The organism is Vibrio orientalis CIP 102891 = ATCC 33934, from assembly GCF_000176235.1.
GTDB lineage: Bacteria > Pseudomonadota > Gammaproteobacteria > Enterobacterales > Vibrionaceae > Vibrio > Vibrio orientalis.
The window spans coordinates 767,344-794,138 of record NZ_ACZV01000004.1; the positions used below are offsets into that span (position 1 = coordinate 767,344).

The window sequence follows — 26,795 nt, forward strand, 5'->3', positions numbered from 1 at the left end:
TGCACATGTTGGGTTCTCATATTTTGACGGAACTTTATAAAATCCCGTTAATAGTTCAATGTTCTAAAGTTATGGCCGCTATAATTATTGTTCTTTCTAAGGTCCCTCAAGGAGCGGCATGACTAAGCTAACAGACAAAAAACTGCTTAACCTCATTACTTATGCTCCTGCCACCATAGTCGCCGTATTTACATTGCTATGGGTTGTCCTAACCGTTAGAGATACCATTCTTACCTCACGCGAAGAACTTAATTCGCTAAAACAGGACTATGAACAGCGTCGGCTCGAAACGCTAACCAATCGTGTCGAATATGTCTTAGAGCAGATCCAATTCGCTCGGACTCAAGTAGAAGACAAATTGGAAGACACGATCCAAGAACATATTTATGAGGCGCATGCAATCGCAACACGCCTCTACGAAAGCAACAAACATCTTCCGGAACAGCAAGTCACCAAGTTAATTACTGACGCTTTGAGAGATATCCGTTTTAATCAAGGGCGTGGCTATTTTTTCATCTACAAAACAGATGGACTCAATGTTATGCACCCTCTGCTTCCGCGCGTCGAAGGCACTTCACTTTGGGATTTTAAGGATGTCCGTGGTAGCTATATTGTCCGCGAGATGGGTGAACAAGTTAAAAAGCATGATGAAGCCTTTTATCGCTGGTGGTTTGTAAAACCAGAGAACCGTAATAAAGAGTTTGAAAAAGTCGGTTTTGGTAAGTACTTCGCGCCATACGATTGGTTTATAGGTACGGGCGATTACGTTGTCGATGTTGAAAATGACATTAAACAGACGTCCTTAAAGTGGCTTAGAAACCTTAGATTTGGTGACTACGGCTATGTATTCGTTCTCGCAAGCGATGGCACCATTCTTTCTCACATTAATGAATCGTTAATTGGACAAAATACCTTTGCTGTTGGTGATGAACAATACCAGCAAGCGTCGCAACGTATCATGGAAGCGGATAAACAATTCGTAAATTATATCGCCAACTCGGGCCCTGACGATATATCAAGTCTTTCAAAAACAAGTTATGTCGTTAAAGAACCCAACTGGGGCTGGACAATTGGGGCCGGTGTGTATGACGCGCTTAGCGAGCATTATTTTAATGAACGTGAAGCAGCCTCAGAAGAAGAACAGCAAAAGACACTGCAACAGTTGGTGCTCATCGGCATTATAACAACAGTGATTGTCGCCCTTTTCTCTTATTCCTTAAGTCGCGTAATAGCCAATCGCTTTAAGAAGTTTGAAAAACGCATCAATTACGACTTTGAAAATCTTCAAAGCACCAAAGATCAATTGGAATATCTTGCCAACCACGATGAGTTGACTGGCTTACCTAACCGCTCGCTACTCCATCAACATATCGCTAACGGTATTGAAATGTCCGCCGCGCAGTGCTGCCAACTTGCAGTGATGTTTGTCGATCTCGATGATTTCAAAAAGGTTAATGACCTCTATGGTCACAGCGCAGGGGACCGGTTACTCAGTGAAATCGGTAAGAAATTTGATGCTTTCTTAGGTCCAAATGACTATGTAGCCCGTTTTGGTGGAGATGAATTCATCTTCTGCTTTTCTAACCTTAAGAATCTCAGTGAAACAGAATCTAAAGTCGAGCAGATAAAAAATGTATTCAGACAACAATTTGTCATCGACGGCAAGGTGATCTTCGCCAGTTGCTCAATTGGCGTCTCTATGTACCCGTCTGACGGTGATGATCCAGAAGAGCTGATTTCAAAAGCCGATATCGTGCTATACAAATCCAAAGCGCGTCAAAAAGGTGATGTACTTTTCTTTGATAGTTCGATTAATCAGCAAGTTCAGTACGACTTCTTGCTTGAACGAGAACTCAGAGAAGCAATTGATCGTGGAGAATTGACTGTTAGCTACCAACCACAGGTCAATGCTAAGACTGGGGAATTGTACGGCGTAGAGAGCTTGCTGCGTTGGTACAACCCTCAACTGGGCCAAGTATCACCACTTGAGTTTATTTCATTGGCGGAAGAAATCGGCCTAATTGGGAGAATCGGCGAGTTTGTTATCAACAAAGCTTGTGAAGAATTTGTGCAAGTCTTTCCGTCACCAGATTCAGAGCTGATCCTTTCCATCAATATTTCACCAATGCAATTGATGTACAGCGGCTTTATCCAGCAACTTCAAAGCATTACCGATAAGCATCAATTGCCCAGTCGTCGTATCACATTAGAAATCACTGAAAACGTTCTGATCAATGATTTACCTAAAGTTGCTCCTGTCATTAATCAAGTCAAAGAACTTGGATTCACCGTCTCACTTGATGATTTTGGTACGGGTTATTCCTCACTCAGCTACCTTAGCAACTTGCCACTAGATGAACTTAAGATTGACCGTGTATTTGTCGATAAAATGCTGAGCTCAGAGCAAAGTGATTCTCTTGTTAAAGCGATTCTTGCAATCGCACGATCAGCAAATATGCGTGTTGTGGCTGAAGGTGTTGAAACTGAAGCACAGAGAGCAGTGTTGATTGAGTATGGCTGTGACCTTCTCCAAGGCTATTTGATCGAACGCCCTATTCCTATCGACCAGTTAGCTCGTAAGTACGCTAAAATCGACTCCGATTACGACATTTAGACCATTGTTGAATCGCTCTTGCTCTGGCATAGCGTAAACGATTCAACTCGTCATGACTCATTCATTTCATAAATGCAACTTATCTTTCCGTTTTTCGTTGTTTATGCGTTATTCATAAAAATGTTATTTTGTTGTTCATTGGTTACACGGCTATAAAGAGCTAGTAATAAAGTACAATAGCTTGTAACAGTCTGGATAAGGACGCTGGACCAACAATCTCCAAATAGCGACAATAATTGTTGTCTCTTTTCGCCCGCGTAATTAGCTACTACGCGGGCTTTTCTTTATCAGTTCTGTTGACGTCACAAATCACATTTCTTACCTTTAATCGCGTTTAATTAATCACTTGATTAAATAGTGATTAATAATTGTTATATCGAAGATATTTTCATCACTCTATAATTAATCATACGTTTAATAAACGAGAGTAACTACGGTATGAATATGGCGAGGAAAGCCGGACGTCCCAGTGATGACATCGACGCGCGACGAGCGCTTATCGATGCGTCACGCGATCTATTTACGGTTATGCCCTACAACAAAGTCTCTACCCGGTTAGTGGCAAGCAACGCTGGTGTCAATGTCGCGATGATTCGTTACTACTTTGGCAATAAAGAAGGCCTGTTTGAGACCATGCTGCGAGAAACCATCGAACCGATGAAGATTCAAATGCAACGCCTAGTCAAAGACAGCTCGCAGAAAAACTTCCTCGACATTATGCGCACCTACTATCGCGAAATGATCAAAATTCCACTCTTCCCTCGACTGATTGCCCAAGTCATGAATATGGACAGCTCCGAAACTCAGCGAAAGCTACTTGAAAAAGTGTTTATGGACGTCAGCCAGCCAATGCAGTCTATTATGTTCGAGAGACTGGTGGAGAGCGAAATTGTTCGTCCTGATGTAGATCCTCGGCTGTGTAAAGTGTCCTACATTAGCCTGATGGTCTTCCCATTCATCGCTCCACCAGCAATGCTTGCCATCCATGGCATTGAACTCAACGAAGAGTTCCTAAACCAGTTATTCGAACACAACATCAAACTTATGACCCACGGTTTTTTACAACCGACTGAATCGCAGGATTAACGATAATGAAAATAAATAAGAAACTACTGTTTTTTCCAGCGCTTGCTGTAGGAATCGTGACACTAATTATCGCCGTTAAGCTAAAACCCGATCTTCCTGTTAAACCTGCTGGTGATCGCGCGAGACTCGTCGACACCATACCGCTCGAACTCAAGGCCATGGCCCCCCTTGCAATTGGCTTTGGTAAGGTCACGCCAAAGGTCGAATGGAGCGCTATATCGGAAGTCACCGGTAAGATCGTTTATCGCCATCCATTGCTTGAGAAAGGTCAAATACTAAAAGCCGGAACCGAGATTTTGCGGATTGACCCTCTCGATTACGAACTCAAGCTGGTGCAAGCTCAAGCCGATCTAAAGTCTGCGCAAACCTCTTTGGCTAAGCTTACCCAAGAAGAATCAAACCTTAAAGAAACATTAAAAATCGAGAAAAACCGTCTCGTTATCGCTAATAAAGAGCTGGAAAGAAAACAAAACCTGCGTAAGAAAGGGCTAACGTCCCAATCCGATGTTGATCAGCAAACACAAAGTGCGCTTTCGCAACGTAAAGTGGTTCTAGATATCGAAAATCAAATTGGCCTCATGCCAGATGAAAAACGCGTCGCAGAAGCTCTGGTTAAAGTGAACACTTCCAAGGTTGATGAAGCTCAGCGCTCACTGGAAAAAACCATCATTACTCTGCCATACGACTTACGTATCGCAGACGTTCAAATCGAACAAAACCAAGTCGTGAATTTGCAACAAACCATGGTAACAGGCCACGGTATGGATGTAATGGAAGTGGAAGCACAACTATCAATTCATGACATGCAAACTCTCGCATCGAGCTTGGGTGAATTCGCCCGTGACGAAACTGGGATTCCTCAACCGAATAAATCATCAATCCAGGCGAGTATCGAACTAAGCAGTGGTAACTTGAAAGCAAGCTGGCCCGCCAAAGTAAGCCGCATTAGTGAAACTGTCGACCCTAATCAAGCCACCGCTGGGGTGATCTTAGAAATTGAGCAAGATTATCGCAGTTTAAATCCGACCTCTGTTCCCCCATTGGTCAATGGTATGTTCGTCCGCGCATCAATAGAAGGCCAAGCCAATCCAAGTTGGGTGGTTCCTGAGCGCGCTCTTCACGGCAATAAGATTTATCTAATGGCGTCCGATAACACACTCGCTATCAAGACTGTTGATGTCGAATATCGTAGGGACAACCAAGTCGTGATTGACGGAGAACTTAATCAAGGCGACAAGCTGATCTTAAACGACTTACTGCCTGCGATTGACGGCATGTTACTCAAAGAGGCTAGCACAGAGGAGTCCGCGCAATGATTCGATTCTTTGCTAAGCACCCCACCGCTGCCAACCTATTGATGCTTGGTTTGTTGGTATTGGGCTTAACCTCACTGACAAATATTAAGCGTGAGACGTTTCCTGAATTCGATCCTCCTTACATTATGGCTGGTGTCGTCTACCCTGGCGCTTCTCCACAAGAAGTAGAGGAAAGTATCTGTGTTCGCATGGAAGATGCCGTCGATGGCCTTGCCAATATTGAAGAAACTCAATGTGAGGCGATTGAAGGTTCCGCACGTTTAATCTTAAAACTTAATGAACGGGCGGATATCGGCCGCATGCTGATTGATGTTCAGACTCAGATCAATTCAATCAACGATTTTCCTCAAGAGATTGAATCTCCAATCGTCCAAGAGTTAGATTGGAACGAGCCTGTTGTCGACGTTGCCATCACGGCTGATACGACATGGCCTGAACTAAAAGCCTACGCAGAACAGCTTAAGAGAACGTTAAAACTTGATTATGATGTTTCTCTGGTTGATGTTGCTGGCTTCTCTGACCATCAGTTTCGCGTCGAACTTGATACTCAAGCCATGCGTCAACTTGGGCTAAGCGTGGGTGATATTGCTGACCAAATTGGTCGCCAAAACATCAAACTGCCGAGCGGTAATGTAGAGACACCTGACAAAAACTTCCTGATCCGTTTTGATGAGCGCCGCACCACGCCTCAAGAACTGGAAAGCATCGTCGTCGGCTCAGGGCCTAATGGCTCGATTATCCGCCTACGCGATATCGCGACAATTACCGACCGTTTTGAACTGGACGAACAGAAAGTTCTTTTCGATGGTCACCCTTCAGCGTTACTCAAAGTGAGTAAAAATAAAGAAGATGATGCACTACGTATTAAAGATCGCGTGTCGCAATTCGTCGAAGATCAGCAAGCAATAGCGCCTACAGGTGTCAAGCTTGAGCTCACCAACGACCTTTCCTCGGTGTTATGGGATCGTTTAACCATGATGGTTCGCAATGGTTGGCAAGGTATTGTTTTAGTCTTTGCGACCATGTGGCTGTTCTTTAGCTTGCGTTACTCATTTTGGGTCGCAGCAGGTCTACCCGTTGCCTTCCTCGGCGGGCTATTCTTAATGGCTCAACTTGGGCTTTCAATCAACATTATGTCGCTGGTTGGGCTGCTGATGGCGATTGGTATTATGATGGATGATGCGATCGTGATTGCTGAATCCATCGCCGCCCACCTTGATCGGGGAGAAGACGTCGATAACGCAGTCATTAAAGGCGTGAAAAAGGTTTTGCCCGGCGTCATTTCCTCTTTCCTAACTACAGTGTGTATATTTGGCAGCTTGCTATTCCTTGAAGGTGAAATGGGAGCGGTGCTAAAAGCGGTCCCCCAAGTATTGATCCTTGTACTAACACTGAGCTTGGTAGAGGCGTTTTTGATATTGCCTAATCACTTATCTCACTCTTTACACAAGGAGAAACGCGAAAAGCCACCCGCTAAATTTAAACAGAAACTTCTCGATAGCTTTGAAAACTTCCGTAATACCACACTGGTTAACGCCGTAGAGAAAGTGGTCGAGTATCGCTATGCATTTTTAGGTGGCGTTGTCGCGCTACTTTTAATCTCTGTAGCTACCATTGCAGGCGGTCTACTTAAGTTCCAACCTTTTCCCGAACTCGACGGAGATATTGCTGAGGCGCGAATCATACTTCCCCCGGGCTCTTCTTTGGCGCAAACAGAAGCCGCCGTGGATAGAATTGTTGCATCAGCCCAAAAGCTTGACGCGCAATGGAGTCAAGAATTCGAAAATGGCACTCAACTTGTTCAGCATATTACCAGTCAGTTCAATGCGAATGCCGATGCCAATGAATCTGGGCCGCACATTGCTACTGTTAGACTTGATCTACTGGGCGCTGAAAGTAGAAACACGGTAATTGATGACTTCATTTCGGCATGGCGGAGTGATATTGGTGAACTTGCTGACCCAATTTCATTGGTATTTAAGCAGCCAACCATGGGACCTGGTGGACGTGCGATTGAAATTCGCGCTAAGCATGATGATTTAGACGCGCTAAAAGCGGCCTCGATTGATATTCAGCAGTACTTGAATGAGTTCGATGGTATCCACGGCGTGTTGGATGACATGCGAATGGGTAAAGAAGAAGTGCTCGTTAAGTTGCGTCCGGGAGCAGAAGTTTACGGTATCAATGGTCAGCTTATTGCCAATCAACTTCGCGCCGCGTTCTTCGGTCAAACTGCGGATGAGATTCAGATTGGTGTCGAGAATATCTCGATTGAGGTTCGTTTGAACAAAGTGGAAGCAGGTGATTTGCAGCAACTTGCCAACTTCCCAATTATCATGCCTGACGGTAGCCAAATTCCGTTAGCAACGATAGCAACGCTCGATTTCCAACGTAACTATGTTCGTATTCAACGTATCGACGGTTTACGCACCATCAGCGTATTTGGTGATACCGATAATACCAAGGTCAACTCGACCGCGGTAATCACCCAATTCCAAAAAGACGAGGCGCCTAAGCTAATAGCCAAATATCCGGGGCTAAGATTCGACTTTGAAGGTGAAGCGAAAGACGCTGCGGAAACTGGAGCTTCAATGGGTAAAGGCTTTTTGCTTGGACTATTTGGCGTATTTGCCATACTCAGTTACCAGTTCCGTAGTTACCTAGAACCTTTTGTGGTCATGCTAGCGATTCCCCTCGCCTTTATTGGTGTCGTTTGGGGACATATCTTACTTGGTCACTCATTAAGTATGCCGAGTATGATGGGCTTTGTATCGCTAGCAGGTATCGTGGTCAATGACTCAATCTTATTGGTGCAATACATCCGGCACCATGTCGATGATGGTGACAGCGTGCATGACTCAGTAGTCAAAGCGAGTCGAGAACGTTTCAGAGCGGTATTTCTAACCTCGATGACCACTGCGGCTGGCCTATTGCCGTTACTGACAGAAACCAGCTTACAGGCGCAGGTTATTCAACCACTAGTCATCTCAATTGTGTTTGGTATTTTCGCCTCAACACTATTGGTGTTGTTTATGATCCCTGCCGCCTACGCAGTACTGGCTGATTTCGGATTGGTCCACAAACACGAAGAAATCTAGTCAGCTAAGTATCCGTTCGACATAAAAAAGCCAGACACAATGTCTGGCTTTTTCTTAGAGTTTCTAGCGCTGTTCTATGCTTTCGCGACTAACGCATCACCTTCAAACTTAATGCCCTGCCAGCCATACTTGATGAAGTTGCGAATATTCGCGTGATCATCACCGTCTGGGTTACCGAGTACATCTTCACGATAGAAGCGGCCAAAGCACGCTAGAGTGGATGCTTGCTCTAGCTCTTTTAGCCGAGCAAAGGCGAAGATTTTACACGAACCATTATTCTGATTCGCCTCGTTGCTGGTATCACCATTGACGAAAGCTGTCGGTACAAACTCATAGTTCGCTTCAATTACAGCCATCGTATCTTCAAACTGAATCTCAGTCGGTGTTTCTGACAAAGTTGCTAAGAAGTTGTTTAATTCCATTTTTCATATACTCCGATAAATCTTTGTCGAGTCTATGATACTGGCCAACGGAAAAAAGCGCCTTGTCAGATTTTCCCACAATTACCCGTTATCTTCGTTTAAAGCCCTTTTACTCAATACTTAAACTGTGTCACTTCTCCGTTTAGATTTTCCGCTTCGCTAGACAGACCTTGTAATACATCGTCTGCATCTTGTATTTGTACCGAGACCGCGGAAGAGGCATCGGCAATAGAGGTAATACTACCGCTTATATCATCCGTTACCGCTTTCTGCTCTTCTGTGGCAGCGGCAATTTGTACGTTCATCTCATTGAGTTGATCGAGCATCGAAACGATTTGCTCTAGCATTTGAGTGTTTTCATCACAAGTGACCACCCCTTGAGAAACCGTGGTATTGGCGCTCTGGATACTTTGCGAGACACTTTGCGTTTCACGTTGAAGTGATTCAATTTTACCGCGAATCTCTTCCGTCGATGCTTGAGTACGACCAGCGAGTGAGCGAACTTCATCGGCAACGACCGCAAAACCACGCCCCTGCTCGCCTGCCCTTGCCGCCTCAATCGCAGCGTTAAGTGCTAATAGGTTGGTCTGCTCTGCGATACCTTGAATCACATCAAGAACTTCAGCAATTGAGTTCGTCTCCGTATTCAATCGTTCAATCGCTGAAACCGCTGTCTGCATTTCCGAATCGAGTCTCGATATTTCGTTACCCAGATTTTGACCCACTTTAACACCAGCACTACCCGTATCATTGGCGTTTTTAACAAACTCGGCGGCTCGAATAGCAAACTGTGCTACCTCAGAAATCGATGCGCTCATCTCATTTACAGCTGTCGCTACTGATTCTGTTCGATTATTCTGATCGGTCACGGCGTCACGAGTACTATTCATGTTCCCGGCCATACTTTGAGTATTACTGTTTAGGTTATTGGTTGCTTGAGCAAACTTACCGATAATGTCTTGTAAATGGGTAAATAATCCATTCAAAGAGACCGCAAGATCCGTCATTTCATCTTTCCCTGTCACTTCAAGGCGTTGGGTAAGGTCATTGTTTTTGCTGATCATTTGTACCTTATCACTGGCAACTTTGATAGGGCGAGCAATACTGTTACCTAAGAAGTAAGAAAGAAGAACCGCAGCCACTACCACCACCGCAATGCTAGTGATCACGGTAATCGCTAGTGAACTGATTAATGAACTTAGATCAGCAAGCGCTTCGCTCTTATCAATCTCAACGATAATCCCCCAAGAGAGTCCCGCGGCGTTAACCGGAGAATAAGCGGATAGTACATCTATGCCCCGATAGTCACTGATCACATCAGAGCCTCGTTGACCTTTTAATGACGCTTTTGAGGTGGGAGTATTGACGGGTTGTCGACCAATCGCGGAAGACTTATCTCTAATTTGATTCACGATATTTGAGCTCACTCCTCCAGCCTGTAAGGCTGTGAAATAGGTGTCAGGATCTTCAATCAAAAAGCGCGACTCACTACGTAATAGGCCATCTTGCCCCACTAGATAAGCTTCGCCGCTCAAACCCAACCCTTCATTTTCCCAGTCTTTGTGAAACGTCATGATTAGATTGATTTCATCAACAGGCATCTGGAAGATCAAAGCGCCCAATGTTTTACCATTTTGCACAATTGGCGTAGCAATGAACGAGGCCGCCGCTTCATAAGATGGGAAATACGGCGCAAAATCCTCTAAATGATATTGGTTATGAGACAACGAGAGCGCATTTTTGTACGCCTTAGCAAGACCGCTATTCGCGTAAGGTCCAGTGTTTAAGTTTGTCGCGTAGTCGAGCTCTTTGAATACCGAATACACAACATTACCTTGCATATCGACTAAGAAGATATCGTAATAGCCAAACTCTTCTAGAAACCCTTTGACACTAGGGTGATACATCGCATGAGCTTTATCGTAATCGGTATTGAGAGAGTCACTCATCAATTGGTGTTTTTCGCCCAGAGGATTGGGATTAGTACCAATATAGCGCGCTTGTAACGCTAAGGCCTGATTTGACAAACTGTCTAGCTTTTGCATTTCACCAGCAGAAACCCCACCATTAGAATCCCGGTACGTCGCACCAAAGCTTGATTGATAATAGCTACGTAGCATGGACACATCGCTATCCGTCACGCTTTCCACGGGGTAGTTTTTAAATCCTTCGCTAAATGCCGTGATCGCTCCTTGTACTCCCACAGAGTTCGCGGTCGTAACGACTTGACCACTAATCTGTTTGAAGTAGCTTTCGATTTCACTTTTTTTGATTTCTCTAATTGAGATCAGTTGACTATTTGCGCGTTGATATAATGCCTGCTCTGACAAATCCGAAGAACGCCAGCCGACAATTGTCCCGGTTGCTATGACCGCTAAGGTACACAATAACGTCGAAGCGAGAACAATCTTTGTTGCAATTTTCATAACGATAACCTCAGACGGAAATCCTATTCCGTCATGATTAATTGAGGAAAATCGCCAACCAACGCGACAAATATTTCTTTTATACGTCTACCCGTAGATTCTGGCTTTAACCTACGAATATGCATTTAGTGATATAAGTGTAAGCACAAAATCTAAACTTTTCGACGAGAATCAAACTTTTTTATTCTAAGTTTTCAGACTATGTTGATTTGCCATCTGAGTTACATTCTTATTCCACCATCAACTTCAATGACACGGCCATTTACGTAGTCATTTTCAAACAAGAACTTCACTGTGCTTGCTATTTCGTTGGTATGACCCATTCGGCCAACAGGAATCATGTTTTCAAGGCGCTCTATGGCCTCTGGTTTCATTTGCGCAGCCATCGGAGTTTCTATTACCCCTGGAGCAACCGCAGCAGACCTAATGCCATACCTTGCGAGCTCCCTAGCCCAAGTGGTGGCTAATGTCGCCACCGCCGCCTTAGATGCCGCGTAGTTGGTTTGCCCTATATTCCCTGCTCGCGCTACGCTGGAAATATTGATGATCATCCCTTGTCGTTTGGTTTCAATCATTTGTATCGCGGCTTCTCGACCACAGAGAAAGGTACCGGTTAAGTTAACATCAATCACTGAGGTAAATTGCTCCAACGACATCTTAGAAATGTGACCATCTTTCACCTTGACCAATAACCCATCACGTAAAATTCCCGCATTATTCACCAGTCCATCCAACTGACCAAAATCAGTGACAATGTCACTAAAGGTTTGCTCTACCTCATTCTCATTGGTGACATCCGCTTTATAGGTCAGCGCTTTGACCCCTAGCATATGGCACTGATCTTGAGTCACTTTCAGCGCTTCTTCATTCACATCAATCAATGCTAGCTCAGCCCCCGCATGGGCGAGCGTTACCGCCATCATCTGCCCTAATCCCTGTCCTGCCCCCGTAATCGCGATGACGCTTTCTTTTAAGTTCATAGCGTTTCTCCTATGACTTTGACTGCGATTGATAGAACTCAAACAGGCTAGAAAAATCGAGTTCCTCATTACCGTTCATGTTATGGAAAGCGTATAGGTTTCTAGCCAACGCCCCCATTGGCACGGACGATTGACTTTTCGTAGCCGCTTCAAGCCCAAGACCTAAGTCTTTGAGCATGAGTTTACTCATAAAGCCCGGTTGGTATTGGTTGGAGGCAGGTGCGTTTTCCATCACGCCAGGGCAAGGGTTGTAGAGCTCAAGAGCCCAGTTTCTCCCTGAGCTTTGAAGCATGATGTTGGACAATACTTTTGGATCTAAGCCGTTGTCGATGCCTAAATTCAACGCCTCACAAGTTCCCGACATCAAAATACCAAGCATTAAGTTATTGCAGATCTTTCCCATTTGCCCAGAGCCCACGTCTCCCGCATGAAAAATGTTTTTGCCCATATGACGCAGGACTTGTTCCGCCTTAGAAAAGTCTTGCTCTTTGCCGCCAACAATAAAGGTCAGCGTCGCTGCTTTCGCTCCAGCAACGCCGCCAGAAACGGGCGCATCGGTAAAACTGATCCCTTTTCCACCGGCTTGTTGACCAACCAGTCTCGCCGTTTCTGGATCAATCGTCGAAGAATCTATAAGCAAGGTGTCACCGCTAACATGGTCCAAAATACCATCATCGGATAGGTAAACCGCTCTAACATGCTCTCCCGCAGGCAGCATGGTAATCACTGTATCAGCGCCACGCGTAACCTCTTCGATTGAAGCACAAGGGATTGCTCCAAATGCCCCTAGTTCTTGAGCCATTTCAGTTACGACATCATAGACTTGTACCTTGAAACCCGCAGAAAGCAGATTGCGCGCCATTGGTGCGCCCATATTACCTAACCCAACGAATGCTACCGTCCCCATAACGTTATCCTCTCACTTATTTATGTGATGTTTGGCCTATCTAGCTATGGCCTCTAGTAATGACCTAATTTGACCAGTGGGTGAGACTCTTGATCCCATATCGATACAAACAGCTTATCGATAGCTTCTGGTTCTACTTTGGAAATATTGGCAAACCTCCAATTGGGCTGACCATCTTTGTCGATTAGGCGCGCGCGAACCCCTTCTTGAAACTCTCCTAATAGGGCGCAATTCACCGCTAAAATCAGCTCTAATCTGAAACACTCTGCCAACGATAAGTCGCTATAATCGTTCATCTGCCTAAAGCAAATATGCGCCGTAATTGGGCTACCAGACACTAAATTCGCTTTTGCATTGCTAAGCCATTTCGCATCACCTGCTAAAGCAAGAATATTGTCTGTTACATGTAGTACATCATCGGCAGCGCATGCTTGTTGGATGTGATTAAAGTAAGGCATGATTTGAAGTTCGGGCTTTTGGTCACTTATCTCAGCTTCGAATCCCTCCAGTAGCTCAGTCACCACTTCATAGGTATCTTCTACGCAATCCCAATCTGCGACTTGCAACTGCTCAACAAAGCTCTCTTTATGGCTTTCTAGCACCAGATGGTCGGCCAGGTGGAGCTCAACCGCGTCCGCCGCATTGACCATCATTCCGGTTAAGCCCAAAAACAACCCAATTCCGCTATCTAAGCGGTTCAAAAACCACGTTGCGCCCACATCGGGAAAAAGGCCGATTGAAACTTCTGGCATGGCTAATCTGGAGTCTGGCGCGACAACTTTGTGGCTTGATGCCATATAAAGCCCCATACCACCGCCCATCACAATGCCATGGCCCCATGCAATAATAGGCTTGCAGTAGGTATGAATCAGATAGTCACATTGATACTCGACACTAAAATACATCGAGCAGAAATTCTCGATTTCATCTGGGTTAGAACCTTGCATGACATTAAACATGGTGCGTACGTCACCACCAGCGCAGAATGCCTTTTCACCCGCGCCCTCAAGCACAACACAAACAATCGTGTCATCCTCATGCCACTTCTCGAGTTGAGCTTTTAAACTGACTAACATATCGAGCGTTAAGGCATTTAATGAAGCTTCGTTATGTAAAGTTACGACGCCAATTTTATAAGGGCTACCGCTACAAGGCAGTTCAACAAAATGAACGGTATCACTCATATCGTTACTCCTTAGAGCTAACTATTGCTCCAATTTGGCTGACGTTTTTCGAGAAAGGCATTCACCCCCTCTTTTTGATCTTTGGTATCAAATAGCTGCATGAATAGCTCACGTTCTTTAACTAGGCCATGAGCAATTGGATCTGTACGGCTATTTTGAATCAAAGACTTACACGCAGTAACTGAGGATGGGGATTGATTAGCAACGCTTTGGGCCAACATTAGAGCGGTTTCGAGCGCCTGACCTTGATCGACCACCTCTTCGACTAAGCGAATCGAGTGGGCTTTTATGGCATCGACTTGCTCTCCGCACAAAATGATTCGTTTTGCCCAACCTTCACCAACAAGTGCCGTAAGGTTTTGTGTGCCTCCTGCACAGGGTAAAAGTCCAACTTTGGCCTCTGGCAATGCCATGACAGCTTGAGTCTCAGCAATTCTAATATCGCACGCTAAAGCAACTTCCAACCCTCCGCCCATTGCATAACCATTGATGGCTGCAATGGAAACACCTCGAAAAGCAGACAATGCTTCAAAGGCTTCCCCAAAGGCTTGGGCCATCTCCCATGCAATGTTCTTCTCACCCGATGCAAATAACTTAAGATCTGCCCCCGCTGAAAAGAATTTTGTCCCATTTCCCGTAATCACTAGCGCATATACGTCAGCATTATTATTGAGTGCGTGAACCAGTTGCTTAAGCTCATTTAGACTTTGCTTCGTCCATGTGTTGGCGGGTGGGTTGTTCATGGTTACCACCGCCACATGACCATTTATTTCATGTGGTAACGCCAAACTGTTCTGCTGTGTCATCGCTCTTTCCCCTAAAAAATTTGTGCACCTTCAGCAAGCAATCGTCTCGCAATGATCACTCGCATGATCTCGTTGGTGCCTTCCAAAATTTGGTGAACACGCACATCTCGGAAATACCTTTCCATTGGATATTCCTTGATATAACCATAGCCTCCATAAAGCTGTAATGCCTGATCACACACTTTAAAACCCACGTCGGTGGCAAATCGCTTAGCCATTGCGCAGTAAGCTGTCGCTTCTGTGTCACCACTATCTAATTTGCTTGCAGCAAGGCGCACCAAGTGACGCGCCGCAACTAACTCGGTCGCCATGTCTGCTAACTTGAATTGCAGTGCTTGAAACTGAGCGATAGGCTTACCAAACTGTTTTCGTTCTTTAAGATATTGAGTCGCTTGATTTAACGCTTGCTGCGCGGTGCCAATTGAGCAAGTGGCGATGTTAATTCGGCCACCATCTAACCCTTTCATCGCAAATACAAAACCTTGGCCTTCTTCGCCTAATAAGTGGTCTTTGGGGATCTTTACGTTGTCGAAATTAATGCTCCGAGTTGGCTGAGAGTTCCAACCCATTTTCGGCTCTTTTCGTCCGTAACTAATACCTTGTGCTGTTGCCGGAACGACAAACGCTGAGATCCCTTTTGCACCGTCATCACTGGTTCTTGCCATGACAACTAAAACGTCAGTCTCGCCCGCCCCAGAAATAAACACCTTCGAACCATTAATGAGATAACCATCATCGACTTGCTGAGCACTGGTTACGAGTGCCGCTGCATCAGACCCCGCGTTAGGCTCTGTAAGGCAATAAGACCCTAGCCATTCGCCCGTGATCAGTTTTTCACAATAGGTTTGTCGGGCGGTTTCACTCGCAAAACTTGCGACCATCCAAGAAACCATATTGTGAATCGTCATAAATGCCGTTGTTGAAGTGCAGCCCATCGCCAGTTGTTCAAATATGATTGATGCATCCAACCTTGGTAAACCTAAGCCGCCTTGCTCTTCGGGGGTATAAAGACTTAGGAAACCAAGTTCACCTGCTTCACGAATCACCTCTTTAGGAAAGATTTGCTTTTGATCCCACTCCTCAGCCATTGGTGCGAGTTTATCTCTCGCAAATTGAGCTGCGATATCCGCAAAAGCCCTTTGGTCTTCATTTAGTTCGAAATCCATACCCGCCCCTTATCGCAACTGAATGGTCATATTGGGCCCAGTTGGAATGTCATCATCAAACCAACGTGCCGTCACGGTTTTCGTTTCGGTATAGAACCTGACTGCCTGTTTGCCATAGGCGTGTAAGTCGCCGTAAAAGCTACCTCGCCAACCAGTAAAAGAGAAAAATGGCAATGGCACAGGGATTGGCACATTGATACCAACCTGACCAACCTGAATTTCATGCTGATATTTTCGCGCAGCGGCCCCATTAGCAGTAAAAATCGAGGTGCCGTTGCCATATGGGTTGTTGTTAATAAGGACGATGGCCTCTTCTAAGGTTTCCACTTCTAGACACACCAATACGGGTCCAAATATCTCCTGCTGATAGATAGACATATCCGTCGTGACGCCACTAAACAGAGTTGGGCCAAGCCAGTTGCCATCCGGCATGCCATCAACGGCGCATTGACTACCGTCTAACTCACATTTCGCGCCTTGCGCCCTGCCTTCATCAATCAAGGCGACCACTCTTGCTTTCGCTTGCTTACTGATTAATGGCCCGTAGCCTGCTTTGTCATCATTCCAAGCACCTGGCGTTACTTTGGCCATTTCCCCAGCGAGTTCACCAATCCACTCTTTCGAGCTACCAACAAAAACAGCGACGGAGATCGCCATACAGCGCTGACCTGCAGCACCGACTGAAGCGCCCACTAAATTACTCAACACTTGAGCTTTATTGGCGTCAGGCATAACAACCATATGGTTTTTCGCACCAGCAAAAGCTTGAACACGTTTATTATGAGAAGTACCGGTTTGGTAAATGTATTGGGCGACCGGTACAGAACCAACAAAAGAGATCGCCTTAATGATTGGGTGAGCAAGGAGATAGTCCACTTGCGGTTTACCACCATGAACAACCTGTAACACGCCTTTTGGTGCTCCCGCTTGCTCAAACAGTTCAGCTAAACGCATCGCGGTTAAAGGCACCTGCTCAGAAGGTTTCAGTACAAAGGTGTTACCAGCCGCTATCGCCAGCGGAAACATCCACAATGGAATCATCGCAGGAAAATTGAAAGGGGTAATACCACAGCAAACACCAAGCGGTTGGATTAACGAATAGCTATCAATATCGGTTGCGACGTTCTCGACCGTTTCCCCCATCATGTTGCTTGCGATGTTGGCCGCCTGTTCAACGACCTCAATTCCGCGCCAAACATCGCCTTTCGCATCAATGGTTGTTTTACCGGTTTCTTTCGAAAGGAGTTCTGCTAACTCATCGTGATGTTCTTTCAACAAGTGTTGATATCTCAGCATCAGCCGAGCCCGTTCTGACACGGCGACGTCCTTCCAGGTGAGAAAACTATCGTACGCATTTTGGATAGCACGCTCCATTTCGTCATTCGTCGCACACGGAAGCTCTGCGATGACGGCATTGTTAGCAGGGTTGGTCACTTCGAGCCATTCATCACTATTAGATTGGCAGAACTCTCCACCAATAAATAAAGGGACAAGTTGTGTCATTGCGATTTCCTTACCGTTTTCTAGTTACCTTATAAAGGGATTTCAATGCCTATCGCCGTGGCTTCCCCGCCACCGATACAAATAGCCGCTATCCCTTTCATCGTTTTCCTATTCGCTGCGTCACCATTGACGCCGATTGATTGCAGTTGACGTAACGCATAGATAAGCGTCGTCAAAATCCGCGCGCCACTCGCCCCTATAGGATGGCCCAATGCACAGGCGCCACCTTTCACGTTCACTTTATCGGGACTGATTAGTAACTCTTGTATCGCGATCTGAGTTACCACCGCAAAGGCTTCATTGATCTCCCAAAGGTCAACCTCTTCGATTTCCCAATCGAGCTTAGCCAAGAGGTTTTGAATGGCATAAACAGGGGCGACCGCAAATTCACTCGGCTTCCTTGCATGACTCGCGTGGGCTTTAATGATCGCTAACGGTTTTAATCCTTGTTTCTTCGCCGCAGTTGAATCGATAACCATCAAGGCTGCTGCGCCATCTGAGATTGCACTCGAATTCGCAGCGGTGATCGTCCCATTGTGAGCAAATGCAGCTTTGAGTTTGGAAATTTTCTCTTTATCGATTGAAGGGGGAAGCTCGTCGTAGTCAAGGGCGAGGTCGTCAGTAACATCAATTGGGATGATTTCAGTTTGGAACAGTTTTTGTCGATGTGCAGCGAGCGCTCGTTCAACGGATCGTGTTGCCCAATCATCCATTTGTTCACGAGTAAACCCAAGTTGGTCCGCCACTTTTTGCCCATAGACGCCCATCAACTCGCCTTCGTAAGCATCTTGTAATCCATCTAAAAACATATGGTCGAATGTGGTCTTATGCCCCATTCTCATCCCGCTACGCGATTCTTTGAGCAAATAAGGTGCATTAGTCATGCTCTCCATACCACCAGCGAGCGCACAGTGAATCGAACCTGATTTAATCATGTCGTAGGCAAGCATGACGGTTTTCATACCCGAGCCACACACTTTATTCACTGTGGTACAAGGAATATTATCAGCAAGACCTGCACCGATTGCCGCTTGACGTGCAGGTGCTTGACCACAGCCTGCCGGAAGCACGCAGCCCATCAGGACCTCGTCAATAACATCAAGTGCAATACCTGATTGTTTGACAACCGAACCGATGGCGATAGCACCAAGTTGTGGCGCGCCCATTTTAGACAGCGCCCCTTGAAACTTGCCCATCGGCGTGCGCTTTGCCGCGACTATCCATACTTCTTGCTGTTCCATGCTCCGCCCTCTTTGACGTTGCGTACAGCTTGGCAAAGTACTGTTACTACCTTGATTGTCCTTACCAAGCGTCGTTTGTGGTCAGATTTAATTTCTTGACGTTTACGTAAGCATAGCACTAACATTTACGTAAACGTCAACTTTGAAACAAAAGATAAATTCATCGTGACGATCGACCCTATTGCCCAGAAGAAAGGAACGGTAGTTCAGTGGAAAAATACAAGATTAGCGACCTCGCCAAGGAATTTGATATTACGACTCGAAGCATCCGATTTTATGAGGATGAGGGACTGATCCAGCCTGAACGTAAAGGCACTATGCGTATATACAACCGCCGCGATAAAACTCGCCTTAAGTTGATTCTTAGGGGCAAACGACTTGGCTTTTCGCTGGCCGAAATACGTGAATTATTTGAACTATACGATACCCATCAAGGCGAGACTCAGCTCACTGAAATGCTGAAGATCATTGATGAAAAGGAAGCGCTGCTGAAGCGCCAAATGGAAGACATAGAAAGTATGCTAGACGACTTGAAAATTGCAAGAGAGCGCTGTGAACAAGCGCTGGATACTCGTAAAGCTAGCTAACTCAACCACTATTAATGTCTTCTATTATGTTGTCACAGCCGAACTATCGGAGGCATTATGTTATCGCAAACTACCTCGCTCAATTTCGGGCTAGATGAAGAGCTCAACCTATTACGTGAACACGTACATGGCTTTGCTCAACAAAACATCGCCCCACTCGCCAGCCAAGTCGACCAAGATAATGCCTTTCCCAATCAGCTTTGGCCCTTGTTCGGTGAAATGGGTTTACTCGGCGTTACTGTTGATGAGCAATATGGTGGTGCCCACATGGGTTATCTTGCCCATGTCATTGCCATGGAAGAGATTAGCCGAGCGTCAGCTTCTGTTGCCTTAAGCTACGGTGCACACTCTAACTTGTGTGTAAATCAAATATTTCGTAATGGGAACGAGTCGCAAAGAGCCAAGTACCTGCCCAAATTGATTGATGGCAGTCATATAGGTGCACTTGCCATGAGTGAACCTAATGCGGGTTCAGACGTGGTCAGCATGCAGCTTAAAGCAACGTTAAACGGTGACTATTACCTGCTTACCGGTTCCAAAATGTGGATCACCAATGGTCCAGACGCTGACGTCATTGTTGTCTATGCCAAAACCGAACCAGACAAAGGCTCCCATGGCATCACCGCCTTCATTGTTGAAAAAAAGTTCTCTGGTTTTTCCCATGCGCAGAAGCTCGACAAGTTAGGTATGCGTGGCTCAAACACCTGCGAGCTTGTATTCGACAACTGCCCGGTGCCGAAAGAAAACATCCTAGGGGAGCTCAATCAAGGTGTTAAAGTTTTGATGAGCGGTTTAGATTATGAACGTGTTGTTCTCGCCGCTGGCCCTCTCGGTATCATGCAAGCCTGCTTAGACATCGTCATCCCCTACATTCATGACCGCAAACAGTTTGGTCGTTCAATCGGTGAGTTCCAGTTAGTTCAAGCGAAAGTCGCCGATATGTATACCCGCACCAACGCCGCACGTGCCTATCTATATACCGTTGCGAAAGCGTGTGACAACAAACAGACCACACGCAAAGATGCCGCAGGCGCGATCCTTTATTGCGCCGAACTCGCAACGCAACTCGCGCTCGATGCGATCCAACTGCTTGGCGGCAATGGCTACATCAACGAGTTTCCAGCCGGAAGGCTACTACGTGATGCCAAGCTGTATGAGATTGGCGCAGGAACCTCCGAAATTCGCCGCATGTTGATTGGCCGAGAGCTGTTTGAAGAGTCGCGATAAGGATATGTCGATGCCGATAATAAAAACTAAAATCAAACCTGATTCTGAGCTCTATCAAAAGAACGTTGAAGCGATGTCGGAACTGGTTTCAATCTTAGAGTCTGATCTCGAAAAGATTATGCTTGGCGGCGGTAAAAAAGCCATCGAGCGCCAACGCGCTAAAGGGAAATTACCGGTGCGCGACAGAATCGCCAAGCTGCTTGACAAGGATAGCCCCTTCTTAGAAATCGCTCAGTTTGCTGCATGGCAAGTTTATGACGATGATATTCCCTGCGCAGGGGTTGTCGCAGGCATTGGCAAGATTCAACAAATCGATTGTATGGTCATCGCCAACGACCCTTCGGTCAAAGGGGGGACCTATTACCCTCTCACCGTGAAAAAGCATTTAAGAGCTCAAGAGATCGCTCAACAATGCCAGCTTCCCTGTGTGTACTTAGTCGACTCTGGCGGGGCTAACCTACCCCATCAAGCAGACGTTTTCCCCGACAAAGAACATTTCGGTCGGATCTTTTACAATCAAGCCAGGATGTCGGCTCAAGGTATTCCTCAGATTGCTGTGGTTCTTGGTTTATGTACCGCAGGTGGCGCTTATATTCCTGCAATGGCCGATGTTTCCATCATCGTTAAGCAGCAAGGCACTATCTTTCTCGCTGGCCCTCCGTTAGTAAAAGCCGCAACGGGAGAAGTCGTGACGGATGAAGAGCTCGGCGGCGCAGATGTTCACTGCCGTAAGTCTGGTGTGGCTGACTATTATGCGCAGGATGAAACTCATGCGTTAGAGCTTGCTAGGCAGGCCATATCCAGCAGTAACGTTTCAATCCCCACCTCCAAAAACAACGGCTTAACTCCGCATTACGATGCATCCGATCTATACGGTATTGTGAATTCTGACTTACGATTATCGTTTGATGTTAGAGAAGTGATCGCCCGTATCGTCGATGGATCAGAGTTCGATGAATTTAAAGCGCTGTTTGGCACAACCTTGGTCTGTGGCTTCGCAAGAATCAACGGTGACTTAATTGGTATTGTCGCTAACAATGGCATTTTGTTTTCAGAGTCGGCGCAAAAAGGCGCGCATTTTATTGAGCTGTGCGCGAAACGCAAAATCCCTTTGTTATTTTTGCAAAACATCACCGGCTTTATGGTGGGCAAAAAGTATGAAGAAGGCGGCATCGCTAAGAATGGCGCAAAGCTTGTCATGGCCGTTGCCTGTGCTGACGTCCCTAAGTTCACCATCATTATTGGCGGGTCATATGGCGCTGGCAATTATGGCATGTGCGGCCGAGCTTATAATCCAACCATGATGTGGATGTGGCCAAATGCGCGTATTTCCGTCATGGGCGGCGAGCAAGCTGCTGGTGTGTTAACCCAAGTAAAAAACCAAGTGATGCAAAGAGAAGGAAGCGAGTGGCAACCGCATCAGCAACAAGCCTTTAAACAAGAAATTTTGGACCTATACAATACCCAAGGCCACCCCTACTACGCCAGTGCTCGCTTGTGGGATGATGGCATTATCGACCCTAAACAGACGCGCAATGTTTTGTCTCATGCGTTAAAAATCTCCCTTAATGCACCCATTGCCGACAGCGAGTTTGGCATATTTAGAATGTAGGTGATTATCATGTCCTCATCCTCAGATACCGAGACCATAGATTACCATGTAGACGCATCTGGCATTGCTCACATTCGTCTGAATCGCCCTGACGTCGCGAATGCGTTCAATGACCAGATGATTTCTGAATTGATCGCCACGTTAGATACCCTATCCTCATATGCTAATGTTCGAGCTTTAATTCTAACTGGCGATGGTAATCACTTCTCAGCGGGTGCCGATATACATTGGATGCGTTCAATGGTCACAAAAAGTAAAGAAGATAACCAGAATGACGCCTATCAATTGGCAACCCTACTCGAAAAGCTCGACACTTTTCCTCACCCAACATTAGCCATCGTCAATGGCTGTGCATTTGGCGGAGCGCTCGGGCTAATCTGTTGCTGCGATATGGTCATAGCTCATGAGAATGCCAAGTTTTGTCTCAGTGAGGTAAAACTTGGGCTGGTCCCTGCCACTATTGCGCCCTATGTGATTAGAGCGATTGGTATCAGGCAAACAAGGCGCTATATGCTGAACGCGGAACTGATCGACTCTCAGCGTGCTCTCGAATTGGATCTGACCCATCAGATAATCAATCAGGAGCAGACTGATCATGTCACCGAACGATGGATATCTAATATTCTGGCCCTTGCTCCTCATGCATTAGCGCTCAGCAAGAGACTCTGCGCAAGGTGCGAGCAAGTCGTGGTTGATGGCCCATTAAAGCGCTACACCAGCGAACTCATTGCTGAGGTAAGAGTCTCTGACGAAGGCCAAGAAGGTTTAAGTGCTTTTCTCGATAAGCGCTCGCCTAATTGGATTAAGTAGGTGAACTATGGATAGCAGTCATACTCAATCAATAGTCTCTGCCCTACCTAAGTCGGTCAAAATTGTTGAAGTTGGACCCCGAGATGGTCTGCAAAACGAAAAAACTGTTCCGCTTGATGTCAAAGTAGAACTGATCAACCGGCTTTCTCAAACTGGCCTTCGCCATATCGAGTCTGGAGCGTTTGTCTCAGCCAATAAAATTCCGCAAATGGCGGACTCTGAACAGGTATTTCAGTACATCCAACGCGCAGCTAATGTTAGCTACTCAGCCCTTACTCCTAACATCAAAGGGCTAGAACAAGCGATTCAATCCCAAGTCGATGAAGTGGCAGTCTTCTCTTCTGTATCTGAAAGCTTTTGCCAGCGAAATATTAACTGCTCCATCACTGAAAGCCTAAACCGCTTTAAACCTGTAATAGCGTTAGCACGCGAGCACAATATTCGGGTAAGAGGCTACCTTTCTTGCGTCATTGATTGCCCATACGATGGTGCAACCAATCCAAAACACGTTGCCAGCCTAGCTAAGCAAATGCTCGATATCGGCTGCTATGAGATTTCACTCGGTGACACCATTGGTACAGGTACACCATTGAGAGTGGCCACCATGCTTGAAGCCGTTCTAGCCCAGTGCCCTAAAGAAAGTATCGCAGTCCACTTTCACGATACCTACGGACAAGCGATCGCCAATATCTATCAAGCGTTACTGATGGGTATTTCCACTATAGATTCTAGCGTTGCTGGACTTGGCGGCTGCCCTTATGCTAAAGGCGCATCAGGCAATGTCGCTACTGAAGAGGTGGTTTATCTTTGTCATGGACTTGGAATTGAAACTGGAGTTAATTTGGAGAAAATTGTAGAAGTAGGACGAGCTCTTCGAAAGAATTTGAATTAATACAATGGGGCTGGTATGTCTTCTCTCTTAATTGAGCAACATAGCCGATAAAGGGCAGCATCAGTAGAATACTACCCTTTATACTATTATATACTACTTGATCACCCGTATTGGCAATCCAAACACTGCTACATGAGTATTGTTTGATTGTGTCAACGTAATATAAATCACTCCTGATTGCTCACCACTAGGTAACGCATTAAAGCTATCACTATTAAGAGTGAGCCTTAAACTTGACAGTTTCCCAGATGCACAACCAATGGTTGAATTCATACTTCTTGTAGAGCAATTATTTACACGATGTCCCGTAAAGGTCATTGGCTCACTTGGTGTCAACTCAATATCCATTTCAGTCCCTCCCCATTTAGCGTGTACTACGCTTTCTGGGTTCCCCGAAATATCCAGAGCTTGTAATTTAGTCAATATTGTAAAGCCATAATCAGAAGCATAGTTAAAATGATCGGCAGCATCAAAGCTATGACTCAGTGAACCCGCTTGATATACCACTTCATCAAGAGCAATAGCATCGACAACCTTAACCGGTTGAGTTAATTCGATTTCGTTCCCTTCGACATAATCAAAATTTAGCGTATGTACGAATTGGCCATTTTCTGAAGGTGAATATTCAGCGACAATTTCACATTGCCCCCCACCAGTTAATGTTGTCCCGCACGAATCGGATGTAATGTTTAGGTTTGCACTATGTGATATTTGGATACCACTCGCCTCAACAATCGATTCATTATTGAAAACATATCGGATTGGATAAGTTTGGCCTAAACCTACTATCGGCAAGCTTCCTTCTACTTGAGATGAAACGACAACATCACTCACTATGGCAGAGCTATTAATCTTAACCGCATTACCTTCTTTATAAGTCATAGAAGATTGGAATTGGTGCAACCCTTGTTGAGTCGCCGTAAACTCTCCTGAAATCTCACACTCCTCACCTGGATGAAGTATCGTTTTTGATTCACAAGTGTTGGTGGCAACATGGACAGGAGCAGTGCTTGATAAAGTCACATTGACCATGCTCGCGTCGTGAACCGCACTTAAGTTTTGATATACATACGAAATTGGATAAGTGTTATTCAAACCAATGTTTTGAGGTAACCCAATTTTTACTGAACCATGAATTGGAACGGCTACTACTTCACTCGAAAAGTTGAACGCTTCATCAAGATTCGGACCATAATTTAGGTTTCCTTCTAATCGGACTGGCCCTAATTGCGTCGTGTAGTATTCACCACTCAACTGACAAGAAGTACCGGGTTGAAGTATTTCTCCTTCACATGTATTGCTGTTGATCAAAACATTTTGTGTTGTCATTGAAGTAATAGATATTAAATCAGTGTCCACTAAACCATTATTTGTAAATGTTGCGTGAAACGGGTAGCTTTGATTCAGTAACATATTGCTAGGAAAATCGAGATCAATAACGCTATGTAGTGAACGTTCCGAAGCTCGGGATAATGTCGAACTGGATATTACAGCTGTCCCTTGGTCGAACATCAAGTAACTTGAATAGTGTTGAATTCCCGTTGATTCAGCTGTCGTCGTGAGAGAGATATGACAACTTTCTTCTGCTTTTAAGGTTGAGTCGACGCAAGTATTACTATGTATACTGTAAGATTCCGGATACAAATGAGCAAAACGCACACCTGTAGCGTCATGGCTGTCACTTTGGTTAGTGAAAGTTACCAGATAGTCATATGCAGCACCAAGTGCCATCTTCTGCGGTAGGTCTTGCTCAACATGTGCAACAATTGGAGACTCAACTACATTACTCACCACGGTAGCATAGGCACTGTCCCCATTATCACCCTGAATGCCAACTAAAGCGGTAAGTGTTCCTATTTCATCACCAACAACCGAAGCGGTAACTGCGCATGATTCACCAACAGCTAAGGCACTGTCTTGGCATTCATCGAAGCGAATTTCACTCACACTAGGCGCAAGTAATTGGGTTTGAATATTAGTAACTGGCTCTGTGCCCAAGTTACTAAATCTAAACTCAACGTCATAACTGGTACTGCTCGCAATGTTGAAAGGGAGATTTCTAATTACTCTGCCAACCAAGCGTTCCTTATTTAAGACATTTTTTGCGCCGACAGTTACTTGCTCTCCTTCGTCGTAAGTCAAGCTATATTTAACCCCATTAACATCTGTAGCTTCAGGTGTGTAATTACCGTGAATATAACATCCTTCTCCTGCTTCTAATGAGGTGCCACAGGTTGATTTAACATCTGTTAATTTGCGCTCAAAGAGCGAGGAAATATCAATATTATTAGCAACTTCGCTGCCTATATTTGTGAATACCAAATCCACTGGGTGCGATTTACCTGCTTCAAACTTGTCTTTTTGAAAGTTAAATGTTTGCAGAGTATTGCTATGCATATGTCCAATAACAGCACTTTGAGTTACAAAGGTTTGATTGAGAAACCTCTGTCCTTCAATATCTAATTCTACTGAGGCAGGACCGTTAGCAAGCGGTGTAACTCTTAAAGAAATCGCGCATATATACTGCCCTTCGACGGTTTCATTTAAACAGTCGACTTCAGATGATTGAACCTCAACATTATCTTTATAGATTAATGAGTTAGCGTCAGCTGACAGCTTCCTATCAACTTTTGCGATAAAAGAGACTGGATAAAGGTCACCTGGAACAGAATTCGAAGGTAACGAAGTAACGAACTCCCCACTCGAACTAAATTGTGCCTTCCCATCATAATTATCACACCCCGATAGAATCGCGATACAACCAAACAAAACAGCCTTAGCTTTATACATATAACAATGCCGTAATAAATATTAATGAATTTCGAATCTAATATTACTATTGTTAGAATTTATTGAAGTAGGAAAGCGCTAGAGCAAGAGTAGGAATAACCTGACGGCAAGTGATTTTCATACCAAAC

At 45.3% G+C, this 26,795-nt stretch carries 19 protein-coding genes; 9 read left to right on the forward strand and 10 right to left on the reverse strand.

What is annotated here, in order from left to right:
* Positions 1 to 118 precede the first annotated feature (118 nt).
* From VIA_RS06925 to VIA_RS06940, 4 genes are all read left to right on the forward strand, one after another.
* Positions 119 to 2,614 carry a bifunctional diguanylate cyclase/phosphodiesterase gene (locus VIA_RS06925; RefSeq protein ID WP_004412013.1) on the forward strand — a complete coding sequence of 832 codons (2,496 nt, stop codon included), beginning with the start codon at positions 119 to 121 and terminating at the stop codon, positions 2,612 to 2,614.
* Between the two features lie 438 nt (positions 2,615 to 3,052).
* Positions 3,053 to 3,700, forward strand: a complete 648-nt coding sequence (locus VIA_RS06930) for a TetR/AcrR family transcriptional regulator (RefSeq protein ID WP_004418720.1) — start codon at positions 3,053 to 3,055, stop codon at positions 3,698 to 3,700.
* 5 nt (positions 3,701 to 3,705) lie between these two features.
* Entirely contained in the window at positions 3,706 to 5,016 is a 1,311-nt protein-coding gene (locus VIA_RS06935; protein WP_004412015.1) for an efflux RND transporter periplasmic adaptor subunit, read from the forward strand.
* On the forward strand, positions 5,013 to 8,114 hold the full coding sequence (locus VIA_RS06940; protein WP_004412016.1) for an efflux RND transporter permease subunit: 3,102 nt from the start codon (positions 5,013 to 5,015) through the stop codon (positions 8,112 to 8,114). The genes VIA_RS06935 and VIA_RS06940 overlap by 4 nt, the downstream gene beginning before the upstream one ends.
* Before the next feature lie 74 nt (positions 8,115 to 8,188).
* Here the strand turns inward: VIA_RS06940 and VIA_RS06945 are convergent, their stop codons facing one another.
* The 9 genes from VIA_RS06945 to VIA_RS06985 all read right to left on the reverse strand — a co-directional run bounded on the left by VIA_RS06945 (position 8,189) and on the right by VIA_RS06985 (position 18,749).
* Positions 8,189 to 8,536 carry a HopJ type III effector protein gene (locus VIA_RS06945; RefSeq protein WP_004412018.1) on the reverse strand — a complete coding sequence of 116 codons (348 nt, stop codon included), beginning with the start codon at positions 8,534 to 8,536 and terminating at the stop codon, positions 8,189 to 8,191.
* 113 nt (positions 8,537 to 8,649) lie between these two features.
* Positions 8,650 to 10,962, reverse strand: coding sequence for a methyl-accepting chemotaxis protein (locus VIA_RS06950; RefSeq protein ID WP_004418719.1), 2,313 nt, complete (start codon positions 10,960 to 10,962; stop codon positions 8,650 to 8,652).
* A gap of 221 nt (positions 10,963 to 11,183) precedes the next feature.
* Positions 11,184 to 11,942, reverse strand: coding sequence for an SDR family oxidoreductase (locus VIA_RS06955; RefSeq protein WP_004412022.1), 759 nt, complete (start codon positions 11,940 to 11,942; stop codon positions 11,184 to 11,186).
* Positions 11,943 to 11,952: 10 nt separating this feature from the next.
* A complete protein-coding gene (mmsB, locus tag VIA_RS06960) occupies positions 11,953 to 12,849 on the reverse strand; it encodes a 3-hydroxyisobutyrate dehydrogenase (protein ID WP_004412025.1) in 897 nt (298 codons plus the stop codon).
* A 53-nt stretch (positions 12,850 to 12,902) separates the two neighbouring features.
* The gene (locus VIA_RS06965) at positions 12,903 to 14,033 is read right to left on the reverse strand and encodes an enoyl-CoA hydratase/isomerase family protein (RefSeq protein WP_004412027.1); all 1,131 of its coding nucleotides are present in this window, start codon (positions 14,031 to 14,033) and stop codon (positions 12,903 to 12,905) included.
* Between the two features lie 17 nt (positions 14,034 to 14,050).
* Entirely contained in the window at positions 14,051 to 14,839 is a 789-nt protein-coding gene (locus VIA_RS06970) for an enoyl-CoA hydratase (RefSeq protein WP_004418717.1), read from the reverse strand.
* 11 nt (positions 14,840 to 14,850) lie between these two features.
* Positions 14,851 to 16,005, reverse strand: coding sequence for an acyl-CoA dehydrogenase family protein (locus tag VIA_RS06975; RefSeq protein WP_004412030.1), 1,155 nt, complete (start codon positions 16,003 to 16,005; stop codon positions 14,851 to 14,853).
* Between the two features lie 9 nt (positions 16,006 to 16,014).
* Positions 16,015 to 17,508 (reverse strand): CoA-acylating methylmalonate-semialdehyde dehydrogenase, encoded by a 1,494-nt coding sequence (locus VIA_RS06980; protein ID WP_004412032.1) that lies wholly within the window; start codon positions 17,506 to 17,508, stop codon positions 16,015 to 16,017.
* Between the two features lie 29 nt (positions 17,509 to 17,537).
* Positions 17,538 to 18,749, reverse strand: a complete 1,212-nt coding sequence (locus VIA_RS06985; protein WP_004412034.1) for a thiolase family protein — start codon at positions 18,747 to 18,749, stop codon at positions 17,538 to 17,540.
* 209 nt (positions 18,750 to 18,958) lie between these two features.
* On the opposite strand from VIA_RS06985, the gene VIA_RS06990 reads away from it, so the two are divergent.
* Genes VIA_RS06990 through VIA_RS07010 form a run of 5 tightly spaced genes read left to right on the forward strand, consistent with a single transcriptional unit; the run spans position 18,959 to position 23,877 of the window.
* The gene (locus VIA_RS06990) at positions 18,959 to 19,336 is read left to right on the forward strand and encodes a MerR family transcriptional regulator (RefSeq protein WP_004412035.1); all 378 of its coding nucleotides are present in this window, start codon (positions 18,959 to 18,961) and stop codon (positions 19,334 to 19,336) included.
* 57 nt (positions 19,337 to 19,393) lie between these two features.
* The gene (locus VIA_RS06995; protein WP_004412037.1) at positions 19,394 to 20,563 is read left to right on the forward strand and encodes an isovaleryl-CoA dehydrogenase; all 1,170 of its coding nucleotides are present in this window, start codon (positions 19,394 to 19,396) and stop codon (positions 20,561 to 20,563) included.
* A gap of 10 nt (positions 20,564 to 20,573) precedes the next feature.
* Positions 20,574 to 22,175 carry a carboxyl transferase domain-containing protein gene (locus tag VIA_RS07000; RefSeq protein ID WP_004412038.1) on the forward strand — a complete coding sequence of 534 codons (1,602 nt, stop codon included), beginning with the start codon at positions 20,574 to 20,576 and terminating at the stop codon, positions 22,173 to 22,175.
* A 9-nt stretch (positions 22,176 to 22,184) separates the two neighbouring features.
* Positions 22,185 to 22,985, forward strand: a complete 801-nt coding sequence (locus VIA_RS07005) for an enoyl-CoA hydratase-related protein (RefSeq protein WP_004412040.1) — start codon at positions 22,185 to 22,187, stop codon at positions 22,983 to 22,985.
* Positions 22,986 to 22,992: 7 nt separating this feature from the next.
* On the forward strand, positions 22,993 to 23,877 hold the full coding sequence (locus tag VIA_RS07010) for a hydroxymethylglutaryl-CoA lyase (RefSeq protein WP_004412041.1): 885 nt from the start codon (positions 22,993 to 22,995) through the stop codon (positions 23,875 to 23,877).
* Between the two features lie 93 nt (positions 23,878 to 23,970).
* On the opposite strand, the gene VIA_RS07015 is transcribed toward VIA_RS07010, so the two are convergent.
* Entirely contained in the window at positions 23,971 to 26,667 is a 2,697-nt protein-coding gene (locus VIA_RS07015; RefSeq protein WP_004412042.1) for a hypothetical protein, read from the reverse strand.
* Between the last annotated feature and the right edge of the window lie 128 nt (positions 26,668 to 26,795).